This is a genomic window from Arthrobacter sp. UYEF20, assembly GCF_040546335.1.
Classification (GTDB): domain Bacteria; phylum Actinomycetota; class Actinomycetes; order Actinomycetales; family Micrococcaceae; genus Arthrobacter.
Genome location: NZ_JBEPNP010000008.1, coordinates 1 through 17,732 on the forward strand (window position 1 = coordinate 1; position 17,732 = coordinate 17,732).

The 17,732-nt window shown below is 69.5% G+C and carries 14 protein-coding genes; 11 read left to right on the forward strand and 3 right to left on the reverse strand.

Annotation, left to right across the window (positions count from 1 at the left end; all coding sequences use genetic code 11):
- The first annotated feature begins 295 nt into the window (after positions 1–295).
- On the forward strand, positions 296–2,038 hold the full coding sequence (locus ABIB26_RS10700; RefSeq protein ID WP_354242449.1) for a phospho-sugar mutase: 1,743 nt from the start codon (positions 296–298) through the stop codon (positions 2,036–2,038).
- Positions 2,039–2,059: 21 nt separating this feature from the next.
- Here the strand turns inward: ABIB26_RS10700 and nirD are convergent, their stop codons facing one another.
- The gene (gene nirD, locus ABIB26_RS10705; RefSeq protein ID WP_354242451.1) at positions 2,060–2,437 is read right to left on the reverse strand and encodes a nitrite reductase small subunit NirD; all 378 of its coding nucleotides are present in this window, start codon (positions 2,435–2,437) and stop codon (positions 2,060–2,062) included.
- Between the two features lie 269 nt (positions 2,438–2,706).
- Here nirD and nirB point away from each other — a divergent pair, with 269 nt between their 5' ends.
- The 6 genes from nirB to ABIB26_RS10735 all read left to right on the forward strand — a co-directional run bounded on the left by nirB (position 2,707) and on the right by ABIB26_RS10735 (position 9,707).
- Positions 2,707–5,376, forward strand: coding sequence for a nitrite reductase large subunit NirB (nirB, locus tag ABIB26_RS10710; protein WP_354242453.1), 2,670 nt, complete (start codon positions 2,707–2,709; stop codon positions 5,374–5,376).
- A gap of 2 nt (positions 5,377–5,378) precedes the next feature.
- Positions 5,379–6,413 carry a uroporphyrinogen-III C-methyltransferase gene (cobA, locus tag ABIB26_RS10715; RefSeq protein WP_354242456.1) on the forward strand — a complete coding sequence of 345 codons (1,035 nt, stop codon included), beginning with the start codon at positions 5,379–5,381 and terminating at the stop codon, positions 6,411–6,413.
- A 14-nt stretch (positions 6,414–6,427) separates the two neighbouring features.
- Positions 6,428–7,573 (forward strand): uroporphyrinogen-III synthase, encoded by a 1,146-nt coding sequence (locus ABIB26_RS10720; protein WP_502913656.1) that lies wholly within the window; start codon positions 6,428–6,430, stop codon positions 7,571–7,573.
- A 147-nt stretch (positions 7,574–7,720) separates the two neighbouring features.
- Entirely contained in the window at positions 7,721–8,581 is an 861-nt protein-coding gene (locus ABIB26_RS10725; protein WP_354242459.1) for an FAD-dependent oxidoreductase, read from the forward strand.
- A 110-nt stretch (positions 8,582–8,691) separates the two neighbouring features.
- Positions 8,692–9,429, forward strand: coding sequence for a deoxyribose-phosphate aldolase (gene deoC / locus ABIB26_RS10730; protein WP_354242462.1), 738 nt, complete (start codon positions 8,692–8,694; stop codon positions 9,427–9,429).
- 53 nt (positions 9,430–9,482) lie between these two features.
- Positions 9,483–9,707, forward strand: a complete 225-nt coding sequence (locus ABIB26_RS10735) for a hypothetical protein (RefSeq protein WP_354242464.1) — start codon at positions 9,483–9,485, stop codon at positions 9,705–9,707.
- Between the two features lie 292 nt (positions 9,708–9,999).
- Here ABIB26_RS10735 and ABIB26_RS10740 read toward each other — a convergent pair whose 3' ends face one another.
- Both ABIB26_RS10740 and mfd read right to left on the reverse strand, forming a co-directional pair.
- Entirely contained in the window at positions 10,000–10,827 is an 828-nt protein-coding gene (locus ABIB26_RS10740) for a metal-dependent hydrolase (RefSeq protein ID WP_354242853.1), read from the reverse strand.
- Between the two features lie 6 nt (positions 10,828–10,833).
- Positions 10,834–14,562 (reverse strand): transcription-repair coupling factor, encoded by a 3,729-nt coding sequence (gene mfd, locus ABIB26_RS10745; RefSeq protein WP_354242467.1) that lies wholly within the window; start codon positions 14,560–14,562, stop codon positions 10,834–10,836.
- Between the two features lie 260 nt (positions 14,563–14,822).
- On the opposite strand from mfd, the gene ABIB26_RS10750 reads away from it, so the two are divergent.
- The 4 genes from ABIB26_RS10750 (at position 14,823) to ABIB26_RS10765 (ending at position 17,714) form a co-directional block, all read left to right on the forward strand.
- Positions 14,823–16,352 carry an SDR family oxidoreductase gene (locus ABIB26_RS10750; RefSeq protein ID WP_354242469.1) on the forward strand — a complete coding sequence of 510 codons (1,530 nt, stop codon included), beginning with the start codon at positions 14,823–14,825 and terminating at the stop codon, positions 16,350–16,352.
- Positions 16,353–16,398: 46 nt separating this feature from the next.
- Entirely contained in the window at positions 16,399–16,896 is a 498-nt protein-coding gene (locus tag ABIB26_RS10755) for a DUF2505 domain-containing protein (RefSeq protein ID WP_354242472.1), read from the forward strand.
- A gap of 4 nt (positions 16,897–16,900) precedes the next feature.
- Positions 16,901–17,122 (forward strand): SCO4848 family membrane protein, encoded by a 222-nt coding sequence (locus ABIB26_RS10760; protein WP_354242475.1) that lies wholly within the window; start codon positions 16,901–16,903, stop codon positions 17,120–17,122.
- A 145-nt stretch (positions 17,123–17,267) separates the two neighbouring features.
- A complete protein-coding gene (locus tag ABIB26_RS10765) occupies positions 17,268–17,714 on the forward strand; it encodes a VanZ family protein (RefSeq protein ID WP_354242477.1) in 447 nt (148 codons plus the stop codon).
- Positions 17,715–17,732: the final 18 nt, after the last annotated feature.

A 17,732-nucleotide genomic window follows, 5' to 3' on the forward strand; every position in this document is an offset into this window, starting at 1 on the left:
GTGAAACGCCGGCGTGCTGCAGTCATGCTGATCTCTACTTTCAGTAGACCCCCATTTTAAGAGGGCCCACTGTCCGAGAACTCCGCGGCAGCTCAGTTACGTGTCCGGAAAAATCGGTGTCAAGGGTGGGTGCGCCCCCGAGTTGGCAGCTCGCGGCAGTGCCAGATGCGAACATTGCCGCGTACTGCCAACTCGGGCACGGGGTTCGGCCCACGCCCCCGGCGTGACCGAACCGTAAGGCCCACCCGCTCGTCGGGGCGACGATTCCTCCGCGATTGCGGATAGTTTGGTACCCATGACGTCTTCTGATGCCGGACTTTCACGACTGTTGAGCGATGCCCGCGCCTGGGCTGCCCAGGACCCGGATCCGGCCACCGCCGCCGCCCTCACCGGACTGGTCCAGCTCACGGACGACGGCGACGCCGCTGCCCGGCAGGAACTGGCGGACAGCTTCAGCGGCACCCTGCAGTTCGGCACCGCAGGCCTCCGGGCAGCCCTCGGACCGGGCCCGAACCGGATGAACCGCGCAGTCGTGCGCCGCGCCGCGGCCGGCTTCACCGCCTTCCTGGCCGGCGCCGTCGCGCAAGCCGCCCCCGGCACCCGGCCGCGCGCCGTCGTCGGCTACGATGCCCGATACAACTCCGATGTCTTCGCCCAAGAGACCGCGGCAATCCTCACCGCCGCCGGCGTTGAAACCTTCCTGATGCCGGCCGCGCTCCCGACGCCGCTGCTCGCCTACGCGGTGCGGGCCCTGGAGTGCGACGGCGGCGTGATGGTGACGGCCAGCCACAACCCGCCGCAGGACAACGGCTACAAGGTCTACCTCGGCCGGCATGCCGTCGAGGAGAGCGGCCGGGGCGCCCAGATCGTCGCGCCCTACGACGCCCTGATCGCGGCGGAGATCGACGCCGTCGGCACCCTGGACTCCGTGGTCCTGGCCACGGACGGCTGGACGGTGCTGGACCGCTCCATCGCCGCCGGCTACGTGTCCGCCGTCGCAGCCCTGGCGGTTCCCGCGCGCTTCCCGGCCCGGGACCTCAAAATCGTCCTCACCCCGATGCACGGCGTGGGCGGGGAGACGGCGGTGGCGGTGCTCAACGCTGCCGGCTTTGCCGACGTCACCCTGGTCACCGAGCAGGCGGAGCCGGACCCGGACTTCCCCACCGTGAACTTCCCGAACCCCGAAGAGCCCGGCGCCCTGGACCTGGCCCTCGCGACCGCGGCGCGGGTGGACGCCGACATTGTGATCGCCAACGACCCCGACGCCGACCGCGCCGCTGTTGCCGCGAAGGATCCGGACACGGGCGCCTGGCGCATGCTGCGCGGCGACGAGGTGGGCGCCCTGCTCGGCGCGCACGTCGTGGCCCGCCTGGCGGCCGCCGGTGATGAGGCGTCAACGGGCGTCTTCGCGAACTCGATCGTGTCCTCGCGGCTGCTCGCGAAGATCGCCGCCGCGGCGGGCTACGCCCAGGAGGAAACCCTGACCGGCTTCAAGTGGATCGCGCGCGTCCCGGGCCTGCTCTACGGCTACGAGGAGGCACTGGGCTACTGCGTCGCACCGACCCTTGTCCGGGACAAGGACGGGATTTCCGCCGCGGTGCTGATCGCGGAATTCGCCGCCGTGGCCAAGGCCGGGGGCAAGACCATCTTCGACACCCTGGATGAGCTGTACCTCGTGCACGGCCTGCACGCGAGCGACCAGCTCAGCATCCGGGTGGCGGACCTGGGCCTGCTGGACGCCATGATGAACCGGCTGCGCGTCTCCCCGCCGGAATCCTTCGGCGGCTCCGCCGTCGAAACGGTCACGGACCTGGCCGAAGGCAGTGAGCAGCTCCCGCCGACCGAAGGCCTGCTGTACCTGACGAAGGACCTCAGCCGGGTCATCATCCGGCCCAGCGGGACGGAGCCGAAGCTCAAATGCTACCTGGAGGTCATCCGCAGCGTCGGCTCCGCGGCCGAGCTTCCCGGGGCCCGGCTCGAGGCGCGCGCCGCCCTGGACGGCGTCCTCGCCGACGTCCGCGAGGCCCTGGGGCTCTAAAGCTTCCCGGCACCCAGCGGCCTAGAGTTCCACCTCAATGTACCCGCCCACAATCCGGGTACCGAAGGTGGCGAGACGGAGTCCCGGGGTGCCCAGGCACTCCCCCGTTCCGAGGTCGTAGACCTCCTTGTGCAGCGGCGAGGCCAGCGTGGGGCGTGCCCCGCGGGAACCCGTGATGCCGCGGGCCATGACATGCGCCCCGGTTGCCGGGTCTTCCTGCCCGACGGCGAAAACCTCACCGGACACGGTGCGGATCACGGCCACCTGTCGGCCGGCAATCAGCGCCGCCTCGCCCCAGGCCGGCTCCAGCTCCTCCACGGCGCACACCCGGTGCCAGCCGGTGCCATAGCTGGGGTGTTCAACAAAGTTCCGTGCTGCGCTCTCAAGTACGGCAGTCATAGCGGCCCCTCTCTGATCCATCTCTCACGGGCTCGGCCGCTCCTGCGGCCACATACCCAAGCTAGGGCCGCGGTGTTTCAGCGGCGTGCAGCGAATGTGTCCGGCGGGTAAAAGAGAACTCACGCGTGCGGAAACGCGTTCGTGATGCAGAAGTTAAGATCACGAAACAAAAGGGAAACTGACGCGAAACTGCGGTTGCCTAGTCTGGAGGGACACTTCGATTCAGAAGGTCGCGGAGCACCGACTGCGGCCCATGCGAAAGGCCCACAGTGACCGGACAGACTTCAAGCCCCCAGAACCAGGGCACAGAGCGCGCCTTTTCACCGCGCCGCATCGTGGTTGCCGGCGGCGGTCCTGCCGCCCACCGCTTCGCCGACGCCATGCACTCCCGGGGCCTCGACGGCTGGCACCTGACGGTCCTCACCGAGGAAGCGCACCTCCCCTACGACCGCGTCGCGCTGAGCAGGGCCCTCACGGACAGCGGCGCCGACCTCACCCTCGGCAGCGCTTCCATGTGGGATCACGAGGCGCTCACGCTGCAGACCGGCGAGCGCGTCACCGGCGTCGACACCGCCGGCAAAAACGTCACCACCGCGGCCGGCACCGTGTACCCGTACGACGAGCTGGTCGTCGCCACCGGCTCCGACGCGGCCCGCCTGCCCATCCCCGGTTCCGAACTCACCCACGTTTACCGCACCCTGGAGGACGTCCGGGCCATCAACAAGGCGATCGCGGAGCTGACGGCCAAACTCGGCCGCCGGGTCAACGCCGTCACCATCGGCGGCGGCCTCCTGGGCCTCGAGTCCGCGGCCGGCACCGAGCAGCTCGGCGCCAATCCCATCGTCATCAACGGCTCCCCCTGGCTCATGAACACCCAGCTGGACGAGGGCGCCGGGCAGGCCCTCGGCCGCCTGATCGAGGCCAAGGGGTTCACCGTCCACGGCGGCGTGTTCCCCTCCGAAGTAATCTCCGACGAGCGCGGCCAGGTCACCGGCGTGCTCATGGCCGACGGCCGCACCATCGACGCCGACCTCGTGATCGTCGCGATCGGCGTGAAGCCCCGCGACGAACTGTTCCGCGCGGCCAACGGACCGGAAACCGAAGGCACCGCCCCGCAGTTCCAGCTCGGCCCGCGCGGCGGCGTCGTCATCTCCGACGACTGCTCCACCGAGGTGCCCGGGATCTGGGCGATCGGCGAGGTGGCCAACTTCGGCGGCATGTGCCTGGGCCTCGTGGCACCGGCCAACACCATGGCGGAGATCGTCGCGGACCGGCTGCACGGGGGCGTTGCGACCTTCCCGGGCTTCGACACCGCCACCAAACTCAAGCTCTCCGGCGTCGACGTCGCCAGCTTCGGTGACGCCTTCGCCAGAACGGAGCACGCCCTCGAGATCGTCTACGCCGACCCCGCCCGCGGTGTCTACCAGAAGATCGTCACCACGGACGATGCCAAGACCCTGCTGGGCGGCATCTTCGTCGGGGACGCCACCCCGTACACTTCCCTGAGGCCCATGCTGGGCCGCGAACTGGCCGCCGAACCCGGCGCCTACCTCACCGCGGCCGGCGGCGGGGAGGCCCCGGACACCGAACTCCCGGACGACGCCATCCTGTGTTCCTGCAACAACGTGGCCGCCGGCAGCATCCGGGATGCCATCAACGGCTGCGGCGCCTGCGGCGGCAACGCCCCCGTCCGGGAGCTCGGCGAGCTGAAGGGCTGCACCCGCGCCGGGACCAGCTGCGGTTCCTGCGTGCCGATGCTGAAGAAGCTGCTCGAAACCGAACTGACCAAGTCCGGCGTCGCCGTCTCGAAGGCACTCTGCGAACACATCGGGCTGTCCCGCCAGGAACTCTTCGAGACCATCCGCGTCCTGGAACTCACCTCCTTCGAGGAGGTCATGGCCAAGTACGGCACCGGCGCAGGCTGCGACATCTGCAAGCCGACCATCGCCAACATCCTGGCCAGCCAGAACAGCGCCTACGTCCTCGACGCCGGCCGCGGCACCCTGCAGGACACCAACGACCGGGCCCTGGCCAACATGCAGAAGGACGGCACCTACTCGGTGGTCCCCCGCATCGCCGGCGGCGAGATCACGCCGAAGAAGCTTGGTGTGATCGCCGCCGTCGCCGAGAAATACAAGCTGTACACGAAGATCACCGGCGGCCAGCGGATCGACATGTTCGGCGCCCGGCTGGAGCAGCTTCCGGAGATCTGGAAGGAACTGGTGGACGCCGGCTTCGAGTCCGGCCAGGCCTACGGCAAGAGCCTGCGCACCGTGAAGTCCTGCGTCGGTTCCACCTGGTGCCGCTTCGGTGTCCAGGACTCGGTGGCCATGGCCATCCAGCTGGAGCTGCGCTACCGCGGCCTCCGCAGCCCGCACAAGCTGAAGATGGGCGTCTCCGGCTGCGCCCGCGAATGCGCCGAGGCCCGCGGCAAGGACGTCGGCGTCATCGCCACCGCGGACGGCTGGAATCTGTACGTCGGCGGCAACGGCGGTGCCACCCCGGCGCACGCCCAGCTGCTGGCCAAGGACCTCGACGACGAAACGCTGCTCAGGTACATCGACCGCTACTTCATGTACTACATCCGCACGGCCGACCGGCTGCAGCGCACCGCCCGGTGGCAGGAGGAGCTCGACGGCGGCATCAAGCACGTCGAGGACGTGGTGGTGCACGACACCCTGGGCATCGCAGGCGAACTCGAAGCCGCCATGGCCAGGCACGTTGACACCTACGTGGACGAGTGGGCCGACACCCTGAAGGATCCCGAGCGGCTGCGCCGGTTCCGCTCCTTCGTCAACGCCCCCGACCAGAAGGACGATTCCATCTCCTTCGTCCCGGACGAGCGCGGTCAGATGCGCCCGGCCACCGCAGAAGAAAAGGGGAAGGTCCTGATCGGCGCTTCCATTCCGGTCCGTGCCCGCGACGAGAACGAGGTATAGCCATGCAACTCAACATTGATCTCAGCGGCCGCGAAGTTCTCGTCACCGGCTCCGACCCCGCCGCCCGTCAGGCGGTCCGGCGCTATGAAGTCGCCGGCGCCATTGTCTCCCGGCTCACCACTCCCGGCGGCTCGTCCAACGACGGCCCCCTGCCGGAACGGCCCTTCCTCGTGGCCGCGGTCGACGACGGCCAGCCCGGCTGGGATCCCCTGCTGGAGCGGTGCCGGGCGGCCGGCATCCCCGTCTCCGCCGAGCCCGCCGCGGGTCCCGCCGGCCACGTCACTCTCGTGGGCGGCGGCCCCGGAACCACCGAACTGCTGACCGTGGCGGCCGCCAAGGCACTGCGGGACGCCGACGTCGTGTTCTACGACCGGCTCGCCCCCTACCAGGAGCTTCCCTCGCTGAGCACGGCCGAACTGGTGGACGTGGGCAAGCGGCCCGGCCACCACCCGGTCAGCCAGTCCGGGATCGAGGAGCTCATGGTGCAGGCGGCCCTGGGAGGCCGGAACGTGGTGCGGCTCAAGGGCGGCGACCCGTACGTGTTCGGCCGTGGCGGCGAGGAAGTGGCGGCCTGTGTGAAGGCCGGCGTGCCCGTCCGGGTCATCTCCGGCGTCACGAGCGCCATCTCCGTCCCCGCCGCGGCCGGGATCCCGGTCACGCACCGCGAGGTCAGCCACCTGTTCACCGTGGTCTCCGGCCACGCCCCGCTGACCGAGAAGGAACACACCCACCTTGCCGGGCTCGGCGGGACGATCGTGGTCCTGATGGGCATCGGCACCCTGCACCAGCTCGCCGCCGGGCTGCGCCGCGCCGGGATGCGGGCGGACATGCCGATGGCCGTCGTCGAACGCGGTTACCGTCCCGGCCAGCGCACCACCATCGCCGAACTCGGCACCATCACCACCGCGGCCGCAGACTGCACCAACCCGGCCGTGCTGGTGATCGGCGACGTCGTCCGCGTGGCCGAGGCCAACCGGGGCTGCGCCGAAGCCACCGCCGAACTGGACCGCCTCGCCGCGTCCCTGATGGGGGCGTGAAAGCCGTGAGTGCGTTGAACGCAATCGCCCCCGCCGCCGTCGTCCCCGAGGAGACCCTGGCGAAGGCGGACCTGCCCCTCGAGGGGTTCCGGATCGGTGTCACCTCGCACCGGCGCTCGCAGGACCTGATCGAGGCCCTGGAACGGCGGGGCGCGGAGGTGCTGCACGCGCCGGCGCTGAAGATCGCGCCGGTGCAGGAGGACCTGCGGCTGATCGAGGACACCCGCGCCATCATCGAGGCCCGGCCCGAGCTCTGCATCGCCACCACCGCCTACGGGATGCGCCGCTGGTGCGAGGCTGCGGACACCTTCGGCATCGGCGAACAGCTCCTCGAAACCCTGGGCGCCACCCGGATGTTCGTCCGCGGCCCCAAGGCCCGCGGTGCGGTCCGCGCGGCCGGACTGGCCGACGTCGGGATCAGCAGCGACGAAACCACCGCGACCCTCGTGGACATGCTCCTTGCCGAAGGCGTGCGCGGCAAGACCGTGGCCGTCCAGCTGCACGGCTACACCGATGTGCGCCAGCTGGAGCGGCTGCGGATGTCCGGTGCCACCGTCCTGACCGTCACCCCGTACCGCTGGGTCAAGCCCGACGGCGCCGACCGGCTGCCGCGGCTGATCGAGGCCGCCTGCAGCGGCAACCTGGACGTGCTGACCTTCACGAGCGCCCCGGCCGTGGACGCGATGTGGAGCACGGCGCACGAAATGGGCGTGTACAAACAGCTCGTGGAGAGCCTCAAAACGAACGTCGCCACCGCCGTCGTGGGTCCGGTCACGGCCCAGCCGCTGCTCGACGCCGGCGTGCAGCCGCTGGTCCCGGAGCGGTTCCGGATGGGCGCCCTGATCCGGCTGGTCTGCGAGCACCTGGCCCTGAACCACGTCCGCCGGCTGGACACGCTCTCGGGCAGCGTGGAGCTCCGCGGCCGCTCGCTGCGGATCGACGGCGAGGCAGTGGACATGGCGCCGTCCCCGCTGCTGCTGCTGCGGGCCCTGCTGGGCGCCGGCGGGGCCGTGCTCTCCCGGGAGGCGTTGTCCGAACTGCTGGAACTGCGCGGATCCGTCCACGCGCTGGACATGACGGTCAGCCGGCTGCGCTCCTCGCTGCCGGACGGCAGCCTCGTGGAAACCGTGGTGAAGCGCGGCTACCGGATCCGGGTGTGACGCCTTTTGTTACCGGCGGGTAAACATTGGCGTACGGGCACCGAAAAAACCGCAACACCCGGGAAACACGCCGGAAAAACAGTACGCCTACGCTGGGTGCATCAAGCACGAAGGCCACACCACCGGCCACCAGCGAAAGGGCCCACCATGTCCGCCACCTCCACCGCAAGGCCCGATTCCCAGACCCGGCCCCGGATCGTCATCGCCGGGGCCGGGCCGGCCGCCCGGGCCCTCGTCCGGCAGCTCACCCGGACACCCTTCGCCGGCGGAATCACGGTACTGAGCAACCGGGACAACGCCCCCGCCGAGCTCCTGGAGCTCGCCGCCCTGCCGCAGGTTTCGGTGCGATTCGGCCAGCCGGTCAGCTACATCGATCCCGGCAGCCAGCGAGTGACCACGGCGGACGGCCTGGAGTTCGGCTACCACCAGCTGGTCATCGCCACCGGTTCCTCCCCGGCTGGACCGCCACTGGAAGGCGCCGGCCGGTGCCTCAGCTACTCCACGATCGACGACGCCGCCCGGCTGGGCGAGGCCGTCAAGGACGTCACCCGGGTCCTCGGCAGGCGGCCCCTGGGCATCCTCGTGGGCACTGGAACTGCCGCCGGGCAGGCGGAAGCGGTGCTGCGCGCCCGGGGCGTCCGTCCCGTCCGCACCACGCAGCGACCCGCCGCCGTCATTCCGAACCTTGCCGGCTCACTGCTGCCGGCCGCCGGCGTCGTCTTCGAAGACGGTTCCCGCATGAAGGGCGACCTGGTGGTCCTGGCGGAGGAACGGATCCCCCGCGACGCCCTCTCGGTGAGCGCCGGGCTCAAGACCGCTCCCCGGGGCGGCATCGTGGTCGGCCAGGACTTCCGCACCTCGGTGCCGGGCATCTGGGCCATCGGGGATGCTGCCGCATTCGACGGCGTGCGGCTGGGACTGCTCGTGGCCGCCGCGTCCGCCGCCTCGGTCTGCGTCTCGCAACTGCTCCAGGCCACCCTGGATGACCCCCTGGTCAGGGCAGCCTAGCCGCACGCGCCGGAGCCGCCTAGCCGCTCGCATCCGGGCGGCTGGCGGAGCCGCCGGAGCGTGTTCCTGTTGTGGCAAGATGGACACCGAGAAGCCACGAAGGGACCACCATGAGCAACGAAGCCCCCACCGCCGCCGGAAGCGCCGCCCCCGCCAGCCAGGAGTCCGGGGACAGTACGGTCAGCATTGCCTCCTATATTGACCACACCCTGCTCAAGCCGGAGGCCAGCGAGGCCGAGATCCTCAAGGTCTGCGCGGAGGCCGCCGAATTCGGGTTCAAGTCTGTCTGCGTCAACCCCATCTGGGTCAAGACGGTCAAGACAGCGCTGAAGGGCTCCGGCGTGCTGACGTGTTCCGTGGTCGGCTTCCCGCTCGGCGCCACGCCGAGCGACGTCAAGGCCTTCGAAGCCCGCGGTGCAGTGCTGGACGGCGCGGAGGAAGTCGACATGGTCATCAATATCGCCGCCGCCCGCGCCAACGATCAGGGCGCTCTGGTCGATGACATCGCCGCCGTCGCCGAAGCCGTCCACGACGGTGGGGCCATCCTCAAGGTCATCATTGAAACCGCCCTGCTGGATGATGCACAGAAAGTCCTGGCCTGCGAGGCCGCGGTGGAAGCCGGTGCCGATTTCGTGAAGACCTCCACCGGTTTCAACGGCGGCGGAGCCACGGCCGAGGATGTCGCCCTGATGCGCCGCACGGTGGGCCGCACGCTCGGCGTCAAGGCCTCCGGCGGCGTGCGTTCCCGGGCCGATGCGCAGGCTATGATTGCTGCAGGTGCAACACGTATTGGCGCCAGCTCCGGCATCGCGATCGTCAAGGGTGAACAGGGTTCGTCCGCTTACTGATCCGCTCCGGCAGCCGCCACAGGTTTGAGCCCCCCGGGGCCGAGGAGGAACGAATGTCCAGCAACACCGCAAAGACCCCGCAGGCCGAGAACAGCCTCGGCTCCACCATTGTCATCTTCGTTCTCATGATGGCCTTGTTCCTGGGCTGCTTGTACTCGCTGAACTTCCTGACGCTCGGCAACCCGTGGCCCATGGCCGCCTGCCTGGCCCTGTTCGCCGGTTCGTTCTGGATCCCCCAGACCATCCTCGGCCGCTCGGACTCGGCCGGCGAGAGCTAGGCACCGCAACAATCAAACGAGTGAAGCTCCGGATTATCTTTCCGGAGCTTCAGTCATTTAAGGACCGCGGACCGACCCCGACGCGCCCGGCGGAGCCACCGCACGTGCCCCCGCATCAGGACATGCCCCGCGCGGGGGCCGGCCGATGGACATAGTCCGGATATGCCCTGTCCCCGGCGCGACGACTGGGCATGTCCTCCCGGCGCGAAGACTGGGCATGTCCCCCGGGCGCGAAGACTCACCGGGCGCGAAGACTGGGCCTGAACCCCCGGCGGACCAACGAGAATGCCCGCTAGCCGTGGGACGGCCCGAACACGCTGTTGACCAGCGCGCTAACGAGTGCGACGGCGGCCGGGAAGTGTGCCTTGCCGAGGGCCAGCGCCGCGCCGACCATGCCGATCATGGCGTAGGCGCTGACCGGGATCAGCACGAACCATTCCCGCCGTGACCCGGCGCGGCCCAGCAGGGGGATGGAGAATGCCCCGTTGGCCTTCCAGACGTCCTTGACCAGCGGCACCTTCCGGAGGAACTTCTGCGGTTTGATCACCAGCGGCCACAGCAGCGGCACTCCCCCGGTGGTGATCATGTCCCCCACAATGTGCACCAGCACCCCGGTGAGCATCGAGACCGGGAGCCAGGTCCACTGGTGCGGCGCGAGCCACGTCACCAGCCCGGCCATGGCCAGGGCGAAGACCCAGTTGCTGATCCAGCCGTACTTCGGGAAGAGCTTCAAGGCCTTGGCGGCGATATTGATCATGAACATGCACAGCAGGCCAGCGCCGAGGGAGAGCAGTCCCCAGTCCGTCTGCAGCTGGAGCTGCCCGGCCATGGCCGCGAGCAGCACGAAGCACGCCGCGCCGAGCAGGGAATGCGTGCCCTGCCGGTGCCCGCCACTGGCATTCTCGATGCCGACGGCGATCACATTGGACAGCGGCGGCAGCGAATGCGCAACCGTGCTGGAGCGGTGGTCCCAGTCGCAGACCAGGGCCGTCCCCGCCGTCGCCATCCCGCCGATCACGATCCCGGTGGCGTCCAGCGGGTACCAGCCCAGCGCGTAGGGCCCGGTCGAGGCAATAGCCACCCACGCCGCGGCTCCCGACGCGGCGTGGTGTCCTCCCATCACGGGCTAACTCCTCGTCTGTTCGGCAGCAACAGCGGCGTCGGAGAAGATATTGCGGATGACGCCGTTGGCCCACTCAAGGATCTCGGCGTCCTGCAGGTCCCGGCCGCCGATCCGCGCCGTCTTCGGCTTGGGGATGAGCACCGCGTCCAGGGCCGGCTTCGCCTGCGCGCCGGGGTACATCCGGGTGAGCCGCATGAGCTTGGACTCCGGCAGATCGGCCGGGGAGAACTTGATGAAGTTGCCCTGCAGGGCAACGTCGCTCAGGCCGGCCTCGCGGGCGCCCACCCGGAACCGGGCGACGTCGATCAGGTTCTTCGCGGGCAGCGGCAGCTCGCCGTAGCGGTCAATAAGCTCCGCGAGGACCTCGTCGATCGCCTCGTAGGTGATGGCGCCGGCCAGCTTCCGGTACGCCTCGAGGCGCAGCCGTTCGCCCGGCACATAGTCATGGGGCAGGTGCGCGTTGACCGGCAGTTCGATCTTCATGTCGGCGGCCTTCTCCTCGGCCTCGCCTCGGTACTCCGCCACCGCCTCGCCCACCAGCCGGATGTAGAGGTCGAAGCCGACGCCCTGGATGTGGCCGGACTGCTCGCCGCCGAGCAGGTTGCCCGCGCCGCGGATCTCCAGGTCCTTCATGGCCAGCTGCATGCCGGCGCCGAGTTCGTTGTGCGTGGCGACGGCCTTGAGCCGTTCCAGCGCCACCTCGCCCAGCGGCTTCTCGGCGGGGTACAGGAAGTAGGCGTAGGCACGTTCGCGGCCGCGGCCGACGCGTCCGCGCAGCTGGTGCAGCTGGGAGAGGCCGTACTTGTCCGCGCCGTCCACAATCAAAGTGTTGGCGTTGGAGATGTCCAGGCCGGTCTCGATGATGGTGGTGCAGACCAGCACGTCGAAGCGCTTTTCCCAGAAGTCCACGATGATCTGTTCCAGCCGGCTCTCGGACATCTGCCCGTGGGCCACCTCCACCCGGGCCTCCGGGACCAGCTCGCGGATCTTCGCCGCCGTGCGGTCGATCGTGGAAACCCGGTTGTGGACGAAGAACACCTGGCCTTCGCGCATCAGTTCGCGGCGGATCGCGGCGGAGGTCTGCTTGTCCGTGTACGGGCCCACATAGGTCAGCACCGGGTGGCGTTCCTCCGGCGGGGTGGCCAGGGTGGACGTCTCGCGGATGCCGGTGAGCGACATCTCGAGGGTCCGCGGAATCGGGGTGGCGCTCATGGCCAGGACGTCCACGTTGGTGCGCATCTTCTTCAGCGCCTCTTTGTGTTCGACGCCGAAACGCTGCTCCTCGTCCACCACCACGAGGCCGAGGTCCTTGAAGGCGAAGTCCTTGGACAGCAGGCGGTGGGTGCCGATCACGACGTCGACCGAGCCGTTCTTGACCCCTGCTGCGGTCTCCTTGGCTTCTTTGGCGCCCTGGAAGCGGGACAGCGGCTTGACCACCAGCGGGAAGCCGGAGAACCGCTCGGTGAAGGTCTCGTAGTGCTGCTGGGCCAGCAGCGTGGTGGGCACGAGGATGGCGACCTGCTTGCCGTCCTGGACCGCCTTGAAGGCCGCCCGGACCGCGATCTCGGTCTTGCCGTAGCCCACGTCGCCGGAGATCAGCCGGTCCATCGGGATCTCGCGCTCCATGTCCGCCTTGACCTCGTTGATAGTGGTCAGCTGGTCCGGGGTTTCCACATAGGGGAAGGCTTCCTCGAGTTCGCGCTGCCACGGCGTGTCCGGGCCGAAGGCGTAGCCGCGGGAGGCCATCCGGGCCGAGTACAGCCGGATCAGCTCGCCGGCGATTTCCTTGACGGCCCGGCGCGCCTTGGACTTGGTGCTGGCCCAGTCCGAGCCGCCCATCTTGCTCAGCGCGGGAACGTCCCCGCCGACGTACCGGGTGACCTGGTCCAGCTGGTCGGTGGGCACGAAGAGCCGGTCCCCGGGGGCGCCGCGCTTGGCGGGGGCGTATTCCAGCACGAGGTACTCCCGCATGCCGTCGCCTCCCCCTGCGATCTTGCGCTGGATCAGCTCCACGAACCGGCCGACGCCGTGCTGCTCGTGCACCACGGAGTCACCGGCCACCAGCTGCAGGGGGTCCACGGCGTTCCGCCGCTTGGACGGCATCCGGCGCATGTCCTTCGTGGAGCCCGGGGACGTGCGCCCCAGCAGGTCAGCCTCGGTCAGCAGCGCCAGCTTGAGCGTGTCCAGGACAAAACCGCGTCCGACGGCGGCAGTGGTCACCTCGATCAGCCCGGGCTGCGGGTCCTCGTCGAGCGATTCCACCCGGGCGCACGGGATGTCGTTGTCGTGGAAGAGTTCCGCGAGGCGCTGCGCGGGGCCGGGGCCCTCGGTGACGACGACCATCCGCCACTGGTCCCGGATATGGGAGCCGATGAAGTCCATCATTTCGGCCACGTCGCCCTGGTAGCCGCGGGGTTCCCGGGCGTGCAGGTTGAGCACGTCGACGTCGGGCAGCAGCTCCTCGTCGGTGGCCAGGGACGTAATGGACCACCAGGAGACGCCGTGCGCGAGGGCCGCAGAGCGGGTCTCGGTCAGCGAACGGAAGCTGGCGGAGTGCAGGGCTTCGGACGCCGCGGCACTCAGGTCAAGAGGTGCCGTGCCGCCGTCGGACGCCGTGGACCACGCCGCCTCCAGGAATTCCTCGTTGGTGGCGGCCAGGTCGTGGGCGCGGGCGCGGACCTTCTCGGGTTCGATCAGCACGGAGATGGAGCCGGCCGGGAGCTGGTCCAGGAACGGGACCATGGCGTCCACCAGCACCGGTGCCAGCGATTCCATGCCCTCGACGGCGATGCCACCGGCGATCTTTTCCAGCATGTCCGCGGCTGCGGGGAGCTGGGACTTCAGCGTCGCGGCGCGGGACATGACGGAGGGGGTGATCAGGATTTCCCGGCACGGCGGGGCGTGCAGTTCGGTGGGGTGGTGCAGCCCGGGCGCGGTCAGCGAGCGCTGGTCGGCGACGGCGAACCAGCGCATCTGGTCCACCTCGTCGCCGAAGAACTCGACCCGGACGGGGTGGTCCTCGGTGGGCGGGAACACGTCGAGCATGCCGCCGCGGACGGCGAACTCGCCGCGCCGGGTCACCATGTCCACCCGGGCGTAGGCGGCGTCGGCGAGGCTCTTCACGACGCTGCTGAAGGGGACCTCCTGGCCCACCTTCAGGGTGACCGGCACCAGTTCGCCCAGGCCCGCGACGATCGGCTGGACCACGGCGCGCACCGGGGCCACCACTACGCGCAGGACGCCGCTCGGGGACGATTCGGGGTGGGCCAGCCTGCGCAGCACGGCCAGCCGCCGGCCGACGGTGTCCGAGCGCGGGGAGAGCCGCTCATGCGGCAGGGTTTCCCAGCTCGGGAACTCGGCCACGGCGTCGGCCGGCAGGAAGGCGCGCAGGGCCGCGGTCAGGTCCTCGGCCTCGCGGCCGGTCGCGGTGACGGCAAGGACCACGGGGGTCCGGCGGCTGTCCCCGGCAGCGCCGGTGTCTGTGGCTGCTTCCTTGGCCGTCGCGTCCGCCGTTTCTTGGGCTGTTGCGTCCGCTGTTTCGTCCGCTAGGGCGGTGAGTCCGTCGGCCATTTCCGCGAGCAGCGCGGATCTCATCCCGGCCGGGGCGCTGATCTGGTAGTCCTCGCTGCGGGCGGCGAAACCGCGCGCGGCCTCGGCCTGGATCCGGGCGTAGTTCCGGTCTTCGGCGAGGACGCGGCGCAGACCGGTGAGAGAGGGGCCGTTGAGGCTCATGGCTGTTGCTCCTGATGGGATCACGGGGGTTGCAGGCAACACGAATACCCGAAATTCGTGAGAATCCCGGGCATTCCAAGCCTACCGCGGGGCCGGGGACGGGACCGCACGCATCCGCCAGGCACGCATCCAGCCTGCCGTCCACCGGGCGGCGCTACGCTGGCAGGACGGGGCCATGGCAGTCCGCAACCGCTGCGGCTCCGCACCGCAGACCTGCGCACTGACAAGCGCACTGACAAGCGCACTGACAAGGAGCCCCCATGAACGGCACGCCCCAGGCCGCGGACCCGAGCCCGGACCCCCGCCCGAAGACCGTGCTGGTCACCGGCGCGACCGGCTACATTGGTGGCCGCCTGGTCCCGCGGCTGCTGGAGGCCGGGCACACCGTCAAGGTCCTGGTCAGGACGCCGGCCAAGATCGCCGGGGTGCCGTGGCTGGATCAGGTGGATGTTGTCCAAAGCAGCCTCGACGACGGCGCGGCCCTCCGCGGCGCGCTCGACGGCGTCCACGTCCTCTACTATCTGGTCCATTCGATGGCGACCGGATCAGGGTTCGAGGCCAAGGAAAAGGCGATGGCCGGGACCGCCGCCTCGGCAGCCGCCGCTGCCGGGGTGGGCAGAATCGTCTACCTCGGCGGCCTGCACCCGGCCAACACGGAACTGTCCACGCACATGCGGTCCCGGGAGGCGGTGGGCAAGGTCTTCCTCGACAGCCCGGTAGACGCCGTCGTGTTCCAGGCCGGCGTGGTGATCGGTTCGGGGTCGGCCTCGTTCGAGATGATCCGGCACCTGACCGAGACGCTGCCGGTGATGCCTGCCCCGAGCTGGGTGCGGAACAAGATCGAGGCCATCGCCGTGCGCGACGTGCTGCACTACCTCGTGGGCGCCGCGTCGCTGGACGGCAAGATTGACCGGAGCTTCGACATCGGTTCGCGCCAGGTGCTCAGCTATGCCGGCATGATGAATGAATACGCCGCCGAGGCCGGCCTCCCCCGGCGCTGGGTTCTCGCCCTGCCCGTCCCTGCGCCCAAGTTGGCCGGGCTGTGGGTGGCGCTCGTGACGCCGATTCCGCTGTCCATGTCCCTGCCGCTGGTCGAATCGCTGCAGCACGACGCCGTCTCACGCGAGCACGACATCGATTCGTACATCCCGCTGCCCGACGGCGGCCTGACGCCCTACCGTCGCGCGGTGTCACTCGCCCTGGGCAAGGAGCGCGACGGGCAGGTGGAAACCACCTGGGCCAGCGCCGGCGCCGACGCCGATCCGCTCCCGTCCGACCCGGACTGGGCCGGGCACCGCGTGTACCTTGACGAACGCACCTACACCAGCCCGGTGGATCCCCAGTACGTCTGGACCATCATCGAAGGCATCGGCGGACGCAACGGCTGGTATTCGCTGCCGTTGGCCTGGCGCGTCCGTGGCTGGCTGGACAAACTCACCGGCGGAGCGGGACTGCTGCGCGGACGCCGGCACCCGCACCGGCTGGCCGAGGGGGAAGTGGTGGACTGGTGGCGGGCCGAACGGATAGAGCAAGGACGGCTGCTCCGGCTGCGTGCAGAAATGCGGGCACCCGGCCGGGCCTGGCTCGAACTTTCCGTGGAGCCCGACGGCGCAGGGAGCCGCTACCGGCAGCGGGCGATCTTCTTCCCCAAGGGCCTCAGCGGACGCCTCTACTGGCTCGCCGTATTACCGTTCCACAGCCTGATCTTCCCCGCCATGTCACGGAATATCACCGCCGCGGCCCGGGATCTCCAGACCCTCGAATCGGAGCCGGGCAGCTACACCCCTTAGAATATTGGGAGCCCGAATCGTCCAGTACAACAGCTTTGGAGATCCCATGCCCCTGAGTGCATCAACCACCCTGCCCCACAGTGTTGACCGCGTTACCGCTGTTCTCGTGAACGAGGACTTCCTGCGCGACACGAGCGAATACGTCGGCGGCAGCCTGGAATCGTTTGCCGTGGACGGGGACCCTGCCGGCGCATTCGTCACCACCACCGTCCGGACCATCCCCACCACCCGGATGCCGGACATCGCCCGGAAATTCGTCGGCGAAAGCCTAAAGGTCACCCAGATCGAAACCTGGGCAGCACCCGCCGCCGACGGTTCACGGCAGAGCAGCATTTCGATGAAGGTCGCCGGGGCCCCGCTGGACGTCAACGCCGTCCAGCGCCTCGTGTCCGAGGCCGGAAGCACCCGGATCGAGCTCGAAGGCACCGTCACGTCCTCGGTTCCGTTCCTGGGCGGCAAGATCGCCGAAGCGGCCGAGCCGATGGTCGGCAAGGCCCTGAACATCCAGTCGCAGCGGGCCCAGGCCTGGCTCGAAAGCCACTAGCAGGGTGGAACTGCCCGTTCTCCTTGCGATCGTCCTGATCGTGGCCGGCATCTGGTCCCTCGCCGTCTGGCCGCAGTTCCTGCGCCGGGTGATGAAGGACCCGCGGGCCCGCGACGCCGGCGGCAAGGCCACCCGTTTCCTGACCGTCCACATCGTCCTCGTCAGCATCTCAATGGTGCTGGGCGCGGCGACGGCGGCCATCGGGATTGCCGGGCTGCTGGCCTAGCCCGAAGTTACGCAGCCGAAACCGCGGCGGCGCGGCTGATGCCCGGAGCGCGGCGGCGCGGCAAACCCCAAGCGCGGTGCTGGCCTAGCGCTCGGGGCGCTAGACTCAGGGGAAATCCGCGCGACCCACCGAAAGGCGTTGCCCATTGCGACCCCGCCGCCGCGTGGCCAAGTGGGAATTCACCACCTACGCGATCATCCTGGCCGCCATAGCCCTGTGGCCCACCCCCGTGGACCGTGCCGGAGCCGGGCTGCTGGTGAAAGCGCTGAAGGAGCTGCACCGCTGGGGGTTCCCGGGGTGGATTGACTACGCCTTCGTGGAGTCGGCGTCCAATGTGATCTTGTTCGTTCCCTTGGGCGCCCTGGTGGTCTGGTTCCTTGGCCGGCGCTACTGGTGGGCAGGCGTGGCCGCCGGAATGCTGCTGTCCGGTCTGATCGAGCTCGCTCAGCTCCTCTTCCTGCCGGCCCGCTACCCCACACTTCTTGATGTCGCCGCCAACACCGCAGGGGCCACGCTCGGGAGCCTGCTCGCGCTGCTGGTCACCACTCTCCGCAAGCCCGTGCCAAACACGTCCCCAACCCGTACTCTGTGATCACACCCTTTGCGGGAG